5 protein-coding genes are annotated in these 8,971 nt (G+C 56.2%); 4 read left to right on the top strand and 1 reads right to left on the bottom strand.

All coding sequences use genetic code 11. The annotated features are described in order from the left end of the window. Positions 1-152: 152 nt before the first annotated feature. On the bottom strand, positions 153-815 hold the full coding sequence (locus I4V53_RS13890) for a DUF4190 domain-containing protein (protein WP_207747873.1): 663 nt from the start codon (positions 813-815) through the stop codon (positions 153-155). A 163-nt stretch (positions 816-978) separates the two neighbouring features. Between I4V53_RS13890 and spoIIR the strand changes: the two genes are divergently transcribed. The 4 genes from spoIIR to I4V53_RS08560 all read left to right on the top strand — a co-directional run bounded on the left by spoIIR (position 979) and on the right by I4V53_RS08560 (position 8,951). Continuing rightward, on the top strand, positions 979-1,587 hold the full coding sequence (gene spoIIR, locus I4V53_RS08575; protein WP_195985273.1) for a stage II sporulation protein R: 609 nt from the start codon (positions 979-981) through the stop codon (positions 1,585-1,587). Between the two features lie 113 nt (positions 1,588-1,700). After that, the gene (locus I4V53_RS08570) at positions 1,701-5,066 is read left to right on the top strand and encodes a PD-(D/E)XK nuclease family protein (RefSeq protein ID WP_195985272.1); all 3,366 of its coding nucleotides are present in this window, start codon (positions 1,701-1,703) and stop codon (positions 5,064-5,066) included. Further along, a complete protein-coding gene (gene addA / locus I4V53_RS08565) occupies positions 5,053-8,589 on the top strand; it encodes a helicase-exonuclease AddAB subunit AddA (protein WP_195985271.1) in 3,537 nt (1,178 codons plus the stop codon). The genes I4V53_RS08570 and addA overlap by 14 nt, the downstream gene beginning before the upstream one ends. Next, positions 8,586-8,951, top strand: coding sequence for an ACT domain-containing protein (locus I4V53_RS08560; RefSeq protein WP_195985270.1), 366 nt, complete (start codon positions 8,586-8,588; stop codon positions 8,949-8,951). Before addA ends, I4V53_RS08560 begins: the two co-directional genes overlap by 4 nt. Positions 8,952-8,971: the final 20 nt, after the last annotated feature.

Raw genomic sequence — 8,971 nt, 5'->3', positions numbered from 1 at the left:
AAAAAGTAATGCCCCTTTAGGGGCCCGCCATGAGTCAGCAATGCAGTTGGCCAACCCATTCGTGGCCCCTTCAGGGGCGTTGTCTGTATCATGCCCTTCTAGGGCTTTCCCAAGCCCCCGGCTTTGCCGGGGGTCCTGACTTTCAATGATTTTTAATACAGATACAGGGCGGAGGCAATAATTGCCAGGATCCAGTTGGCAGCCGATATAACAGTACCGATGATACCGAGGACAAACCCAGCGGTTGCCAGGCTTTTAGCGGTACTTTTCCGACCGACATTGCCTGTGGTGATGCCAATAATGCCGGTGATCAGACCGACGATTGGAATAAACAGGCCGGTGATGATACTGACAATACCGAGTATAAGGGAAGTGGTCGCTTTGTTGGTGGGATTATGTACAGCAACCGGAACAGTTACCGGCTGGACAGGCGTCGGTGCCGGATTTTTTGTAAAATCGTCGGGCTGTATTTCTCCGGGCGCAGCGTTTGTCTGTGGAATCGCAACATTCTGCGTCAGCAGATTAATGAGCGTATGCACGCGGCCGTTCAGCTCGCTTTTAGGGATTGCGCCGTAAAAACCGTCCAGACCGTGCTCGCCAAAGGATTTAATCCATGCTTCAATATGGATATTTCCCTGCCCATATTGCAGTTTGATGTACTGAGGAGCCGTCACAAAGCCGGTCCCTTTTTTCCAAACGCTTTCCCCTTTATATACGGCGGGATGGAAGCCCTCTTTTGCAAAAAAGTCTTCTGAAACAAATTTAATAAAATCGTCCGGCTTGTCAATTCGATAGTCTACTGCGAATCTTGACATGTAAATCCCCCTCATGTTTAGAATATTTGTATTATACTATAAGGCGGTTCCTTCTGTCAAACTATGATTTGTCTGTTTTGCCCATTCTGTTTTGCAATGTATAAATCAAAATTTTTGGGACAATACTCTCGACATCAAAAGGAAACAGAAAGAATGTGACGATATGAAATGGAATTTATTTGAAAAAAGCCTGTGTCTGGCGTTGATCCTGTCGGTATTGTGTTCTTTTACCGGCTTTGCGGCGCAATGTGAGAACATCCCGGACCGGGTCCTGCGGCTGCACGTATTGGCGAATTCGGATTCCGATGCGGATCAGTCCCTGAAGCTCAAGGTGCGCGACCGGATTTTGCAGGAAAGCGCGCATATGCTGGACAATGTTTCCGGCAAAGCCGAGGCGGAACAGAAAGTTCGGAATATGCTGCCGGAATTACAGGCGGCGGCAGCGGATGAAATCGCCCGTCAGGGGTATACATATCCCGTTCGGGTAGAACTGGAGACGACCTATTTTACAACGCGGGAATATGAGCAGGTGACGCTGCCGGCGGGCTCCTACGACGCGCTGCGCGTTTCCATCGGCGAGGCAGCCGGACACAATTGGTGGTGCGTCATTTTTCCGCCCATGTGCCTTCCCGCGGCGGAGGAACCGCAGGAGCTGGAGGATGTACTAAACGCGGAGCAGCTCCAGATTGTGGAGGGGAAAAATCGCTATGTCATTAAATTTAAAACACTGGAATACTATGAACAGCTGAAAAACTGGATACAGAGCTTTTAAGGGAAACGGATCTCCACAGGGAGGTCCGTTTTTGCTTTGTTTTCAAAGAGAAAAAAGAATAGAAAATGGAACCGTATAATGGGGTAGAAGTTCATTGGGAACCGGAGGAGCCTATGCTGCATTTATTGCTTGGCCGCGCGGGAAGCGGAAAAACGACGAAAATAAGAGAGATTTTAAAAGAGACGCCCCCGGAGCAAACGCCGGTTTTGCTGGTTCCGGAGCAGAGCTCTTTTCAAAATGAGCGCGCAATGCTGCGCCTGCTGGGAGCGAAGGACGCGCAGCGCGTACAGGTGCTCAGCTTTACCCGTTTGGCGGACCGGGCGTTCCGCAGATACGGCGGTGCGGCGGGAAGACGGCTGGACGACGGCGGACGGAACGCCTTTATGAGCCTGGCGCTGGAGCAGGTAAAGGATCAAATGGATTTTTACCGAAAAAATGCGGACAGTGTGGAATTGATTTCCCTGCTTCTTTCTGTGGAAGCAGAACTCAAAATGTGCGGCGTTACGCCCCGTGACTTGTTGCAAACGGCTGTAGACGGTCAATCGCGGTTATCCGGTACCTTGCAGCAGAAGGCCAGGGAGCTTTCTCTGATTTTGGAAGCGTATGAGGCGTTGGTCGCGCAGAGCTTTATCGACCCGCTGGACGACTTGACGCGCCTGAAATTGTTGTTAGAGCGGCATGCATATTTTAAAGGGTGCGTGGTGGCGGTCGATGCATTCCAAAGCTTTACCGTTCAGGAATATCAAATTCTTTCCCTGATACTGGAGCAGGCGGACGAAGTCTATCTGTCATTATGTACGGATACGCTGGACGATCCGGAAAAAGGGATGGGGTTATTCTCTTTGGTGCGGCGAACGGGGAACAGCCTGATCCGCCTGGCGAAGGAACGGAACGTTCGGGTTGCCGCGCCGGTTGCGCTGGATGCGGGAAAACGCTTCCGTGCAAAGGGAATCGCAGCGCTTGAAGAGGGCGCTTTTCGGACGGTTCGCGGGGATAAAAAGCCCGCAGAAGGCGTCGTCCTGTACGAAGCGGGAGACCTGTATGACGAATCCGAATTTACGGCCGCGGCGATCCGCGAGCTGGTGATAAACGCCGGTTACCGGTACCGCGATTTTTCGGTGATTGTCCGGTCGCCGGACGATTACCGGGAGATTCTCGACGCGGCGCTGGAACGCCGGGAGATTCCCTATTTTATGGATCAACCGCAGCGGATCGATGCGGAACCGTTGATGCGTTTGGTTCTCTCGGCCTTTCAGGTCATCCGTTCCGGTTTTACTTCCTCAGACGTGTTTTCTTATTTAAAAACGGGTTTGACGGGCCTGACAATCGAGGAGATTTCGTCTCTGGAGAACTATACTTTTCTTTGGAGCTTGTCGGGAAAAAAGTGGCGGGAACAATGGACGGAGCATCCCAGAGGCTTTGTAGAGGAGTGGACGGAAAAAGACAGGGATGCGCTTGCAGCCTTAAATGCAAGCCGTGCGGCGGTGGTAGAACCGTTGCTGCGCTTCGCGGCGCGTATTGCGGACGCGGACGGGGAAAAAATGGCGGCAGCGGTTTATCAGATGTTGGAAGAAATCGGCGTATCAGAGCATTTAAAGGGACTGGCCGCACGGCTGGCGGATGCGGGAAAAACGGAACTGGCGGAACGGCAGCTCCGCCTCTGGGATATTCTGATGCAGATATTGGACCAAAGCGCGCTGGTGCTGGGGGATGCCGTCCTGCGCCATACGCGCTACGCGGAATTGCTCCGGCTGATGATCTTGGCGAACGATGTGGCGAGCATCCCGGAGGAACTGGACGCGGTTACCGTCGGCGCGGCGGACCGCATCCGGACGCATGAGCCGAAAGTGGTCTTTTTGCTGGGCGCATCGCAGGGAGATTTTCCGTTGACGCCCGGTTCCGGCGGCGTTTTCAGCGACAGCGAACGCCGGGAATTGATCGCCTTGGGGCTGCCCCTCAACGATACGCTGGAGGGCGTCGCCGTGCAGGAGCGTTTCCTGGCGTATGCGGCGGTAAGCGCCGCATCGGAGCGATTGTTTATCAGCTTCCCCGCGTCCGGGCCGGAGGGGGAGGCGAAGCGTGCGTCGGTCATCGTAACGGAGGCGCAGTCCCTCCTCAAAGATCTCCCGATTCATACGCGATACAGCCTGCCGCTGTTGTATTTTGCCAACGCGGAGCAGCCTGCGTTGGCCTTGGCGGCGCAGCGATGGCGCGAACAAACGTCTGCCGCCGCGTCTTTGAAACAGCTTTTTGCAGAAAGGGAAGACTATGCGCCGCGCATTGCCGCGCTGGAGCGCGCTTCCCGGAAGCGTCCTGCTGCATTTGAGGATGAGCAAAAGGCGTTTGATTTGTTTGGTGCGAGCATGCATGTTTCTGCAACGCAAGTTGAAAAATTTTATCTCTGCCGGTTCCAATATTTCTGCCGGTTTGGCCTGCACGCAAAGGAGCGGCGCGCGGCGGAGCTGGACGCACTGGAATACGGCAGCCTGATGCACTATCTGCTGGAACATCTGTTTCGGGATCTGGGGGCGGAGCGGCTCCATCAGATGAGTGCGCCGGATTTGAAAAAGGAGATTGACCGTCTGCTGAACCGATATGCGGAGACGAAAATGGGTGGGTTGCAGAGCAAAACGCCGCGCTTCTCATATTTGGTGGCGCGCCTTTCTGAATCCGCGGCGGTGATCGTCCGGCATATCGCGGAGGAGCTTTGCCAGAGCGAATTCCAGCCGGTGGATTTTGAATTGCCCATCGGGACGGAGGAGGTACCGCCGCTGGCGGTTTCTTTGCCGGACGGCGGGGAGGTGCGCGTGGACGGCAAAGTGGACCGCGTGGATTTGTACCGAAAAAAGGGCGTGCAGTACCTGCGTGTGATCGATTACAAGACAGGGAAAAAGGAATTTAAGCTTTCCGACGTCATTTATGGCGTCAACATGCAGATGCTGATCTATCTGGCGGCGCTCTGTGAAAATGCGGGGCCCCGCTACGGGCTACAGCCCGGCCCGGCGGGAATCCTCTACATGCCGGCGTCTCGGCCCAGCCTTTCCACCGCGCGCGGCGTTTCTCCGGACAAGGTGGCGATGGAGGAAGCAAAAAAGCTGCGTATGAACGGTTTGCTGGTCGACGACGCCTCTGTCATTGAAGCGATGGAGCAAAAGGCGGAGGGGAAATACATTCCGGTCGCCCTGAAAAACGGCGCGCCTGCCAAGCGGGACAGCGTCGTATCGCCCAAAGAGATGAACGCCATCATGCGGCACGCAAAGGAGCTTGTAGCCCAGATGGCGTTGGAACTGCACAAGGGGAAAATTGCGGCAATACCCTTAAATGGAGACACGGACGCCTGCGAGTGGTGCCCGTATTTTGCCGTCTGTGGACATGAACAGGAGGACGCCGCCCGTCCAATGGCAAAATGGGACCGCGACGCGGCGGTGGCGGAGCTGACACAGGATGCGAAAGGAGGGGACGGCGATGGGAACGCGTAATTGGACCCCCAGCCAGCGCGACGCAATTGAGGCGCGGAACGGCACGCTGCTGGTTTCCGCGGCGGCAGGGTCTGGGAAAACAGCGGTGCTGGTGCAGCGCGTGATCGAACGGCTGACCGACGAACGGACGCCAACGGATGCGGACCGCCTGCTGGTGGTGACGTTTACCAAAGCCGCCGCCGCGGAGATGCGGGACCGGATCGGCGCGCAGATTTCCCTTTTGCTGGAACAGGACCCGTATAATGTGCGGCTGCAGCGCCAGCAGCTTTTGTTGTCCCGCGCGCATATCAGTACCATCCACAGCTTTTGCAGTGAATTGATCCGGGAAAATTTTTATAAACTGGGGATTTCCCCGGATTTTCGCATCCTGGACGAGGCGGAGATGACCCTGCTGCGCAGCGACGCCATTACGCAGGTGCTGGAGGAATTCTATGCGGCGGGCGACCCTGCGTTCTTCCATCTGGTGGATGCGTTTTCCGCCGGAAGGGACGACAGCAAGCTGATTTCCATCGTGCAGACGCTGTACGATTTTGTCCGTTCCCATCCCTTTCCGGAACGCTGGCTCAAGGAAAAGGCGGCGATGTATCACCCGGCGGGCCCGGCGTCTCAAAGCGTGTGGGGAAAGACCGCGCTGGCGTTTGCGGAGGACGCGGCGACGTATGCAATCTCCCTGACACAAAACGCGCTTTCTCTGATGCAGCAGGACGAAACGATTGCCAAGGTTTATCGCGATGCGTATACCGCCGATTTGGCGGGACTGATGGATCTGCGGGAAAAAGCGCGGAGGGCGGACTGGGACGCGTTGGCGGTTGCCTGCTGCAACTTTTCCTACACCAAGCTGAAACCGCTGCGTGGATATGCGGACGACCCGTTAAAAAATAAACTGGCGTCGTCCCGCAAGGAAGTGAAGGCGACTGTTGAGAAGCTGGCGGGGATTTTTTCCGCGACGGAGGCGGACTGTGCGGATGACATTGCGCGGCTGGCGCCTCTGGTGGAATCTCTTTTTGCCCTGACGTCGTCCTTTGCAAAACGTTTGGATCAGTTAAAGGCGGAACGCCGCGCCGCCGATTTTGGCGATCTGGAGCATTGGGCGTTAAAGCTTTTGGTGCGGGATACGCCGGAGGGATCTGCGCGGACGCAGGAGGCGGAAGAGCTGGCTTCCCGGTTTGACGAGATTATGGTGGATGAATACCAGGATACGAACGAAGCGCAGGATATGATTTTTCGCGCGGTATCCCGGGAGGAAAGTAACCTGTTTTTTGTCGGCGACGTCAAACAGAGCATTTACAGCTTCCGGCAGGCGATGCCGCAGATTTTTCTGCGCCGCCGCGCGTTGTACCCGGCCTATGACCGGGAGAGGGATCAATACCCCGCCAGCATTGCGCTGGACCGCAACTTCCGCAGCCGGGAGGGCGTGACAGGCGCGGTGAATTTTGTGTTTCATCAGCTTATGAGCGTACAGACCGGCGATCTCGACTACGACGAGCGGGAAGAACTGGTGCCGGGCGCTTCGTTCCCGCCGGGTACGACTCCGGACACCAGTCTGGACATCATCGACCTGTCAAAAGGCGATGAAAAGGAAGCGGTTCTGGCGGAGAGCCTTCATATTGCCCAACGGATCCGCCAAATGCGGTCGTCGGGTGAAACCGTTACGGAAAACGGCGCGCAGCGGCCTGTGGAATACCGGGATATTTGTATCCTGCTGCGCAGCGCCAACCGCTATGCCAAGCAATATGCGCAGGAGCTGCAGCGGCTGGGGATTCCCGCGTGGGCCGATACAACCGGCGGCTTCTTTTCCGCGCCGGAAATTGCGGTCGTCCTGTCCCTTTTGCGCGTAATCGACAACCCCATGCAGGACATTCCGCTGCTCGCTGTGCTGATGAGCCCAATTTACGGCTTTACGCCGGATGAACTGGCGGACGTGCGCATGGGGGAGCGCAGGGAATTGCTGTACCTTGCGGTGACAAAATCCGCGGAGGACGGCAATGCGCGTACGGCGGCGTTCCTCAAGGATCTGGAGGAATACCGGGTGCTTGCGGCGACCATGTCGTCCGACCGCCTGATGCGTACCATTTATGAAAAAACAGGCTATCCCGACTTGGTGCAAGCGCAGCCGAACGGCGCGCTGCGGCTGGCCAATCTGCGGCTTCTGCTGGAATACGCCAGAAAATATGAAGGAGCGGGTTTCAACGGTTTATCCGGCTTTATCCGCATGATCGACCGTCTGGAAAAACAGGACTCCGACCTGGCCTCCGCGTCCACGGTGAACGAAGCGGCCAATGTGGTAAAAATCATGAGCGTGCACCGCAGCAAGGGGCTGGAATTTCCGGTATGCATTCTGGCGGGCTGTTCCCGGCGTTTCAACAAAGAGCGGGGCGACGTGCTGCTGCATCCGGAGCTTGGGTTCGGCGTAAAACTGCGCGACCCGGAAACCGGTGCGCGGCTGGATACGCTTCCGCGCACGGCGGCGGCGCTGGAAATCGACCGCGGGGAGATGAGCGAAGAGCTGCGCATCCTGTATGTGGCAATGACGCGCGCAAAAGAAAAACTGCTTCTCCTGACGGCGGTGAAAGACGCGGCGAAAACGCTGGGCAAGCTCGCCTCCCGTTTGACAGAGGAACCGCGCGTTCCTCCCTATGTGGTGCGCGGCGTTTCCTGTATTTCGGACTGGCTTCTGCTCTGCGCGCTGCGCCATCCGGATGGGGGAAAGCTGTGTGAAATGGCGGACGCCTTGCCGGGCGTCACCGTTCCCTGCGAAACAAGGTGGGAAATCCAGCTTGTTTATCCGGAAAGGGAAGCGGAGCAGGAGACGCAGGAACCGGAAAAAGAGGCGGCCCCGGACCCGGTTCTGTTGCAGAAGCTGCAGGAGAAGATTGCATTCCAGTATCCGTATGCAGCGCTGAAAGGCGTGCCCGCAAAAGTGGCCGCCAGTGAGCTGGCGGCCAAAAAGGTTTCCTTCCAGTATGCAGCGTCGTCGCGTCCGGCGTTTCTTGAAAAGAAGGGGCTGACGCCGGCAGAGCGGGGGACTGCGCTGCATGCGTTTATGCAGTTTGCAAAATATGCGGATGCGGCGCAGAATCCGGAGATAGAACTCAAGCGGCTGGTACAGCAGAAGTTTCTGACAAAGGAACAGGCGGACGCGGTGGAACTGGACAGAGTCCGGGCGTTTTTCTCTTCCGAACTGGCAAAGCGGATTTTAGCGTCTGAACAGGTATGGAGGGAATACCAGTTTACGGTGGAGATTCCCGCGGGCGAAGTGCAGCCGGATTTACCGGAAGCGCTTGCAGAGGAAGCGGTGGTTTTGCAGGGAGCGGTGGATTGTGCGTTTGTGGAGGATGGCCGGCTTGTCATTGTGGATTATAAGACGGACCGCACGGTAAACGCCGCCGCTTTGTGGGAACGGTACGCGCCGCAGTTGAAGCTGTACCGGCGGGCTTTGGAGCAATGCACCGGGCTGCCGGTCAAGGAGTGCCTGTTATATTCATTCTATATGAACCGGAGCATTCAAGGGGGATCGCTATGAATTTAAAAATACTGGATGGAAGCTTTTGCGTTTGTAAGGTGCAAAGCGTATTCGACATTCCCTGGGAGGAAACGGATGTATTTGCAGCAAGGACTGAAACGGAGTGTTCTCTTGTCTGCCGGGAATCCGTTGCGCCGGACCACTGCCTGGAAAAGGAGACCGGCTGGCGCTGTTTTCGGGTTGAGGGTCCGCTGGATTTTTCCCTGGTGGGGATTTTAGCCGGAATTTCAGGTGTTTTAGCAAAGGCGCAGATTCCGCTGTTCGCAGTGTCTACGTTTGATACGGATTATATCCTGGTGCGTTCAGAAGGCTTTGCCGAGGCGAAAATGGTATTGCAGGAAAACGGCTATCGTTTTGTGTGACAGTCGTCCTGTATGCCGCC

The sequence above is a fragment of the Clostridium sp. D33t1_170424_F3 genome, from assembly GCF_015667585.1.
In the GTDB taxonomy this organism is placed as follows: Bacteria; Bacillota; Clostridia; order Oscillospirales; family Acutalibacteraceae; genus Anaeromassilibacillus.
Note: the sequence above shows the minus strand (reverse complement) of the source record. Positions and strands in the feature narration are given on the sequence as shown.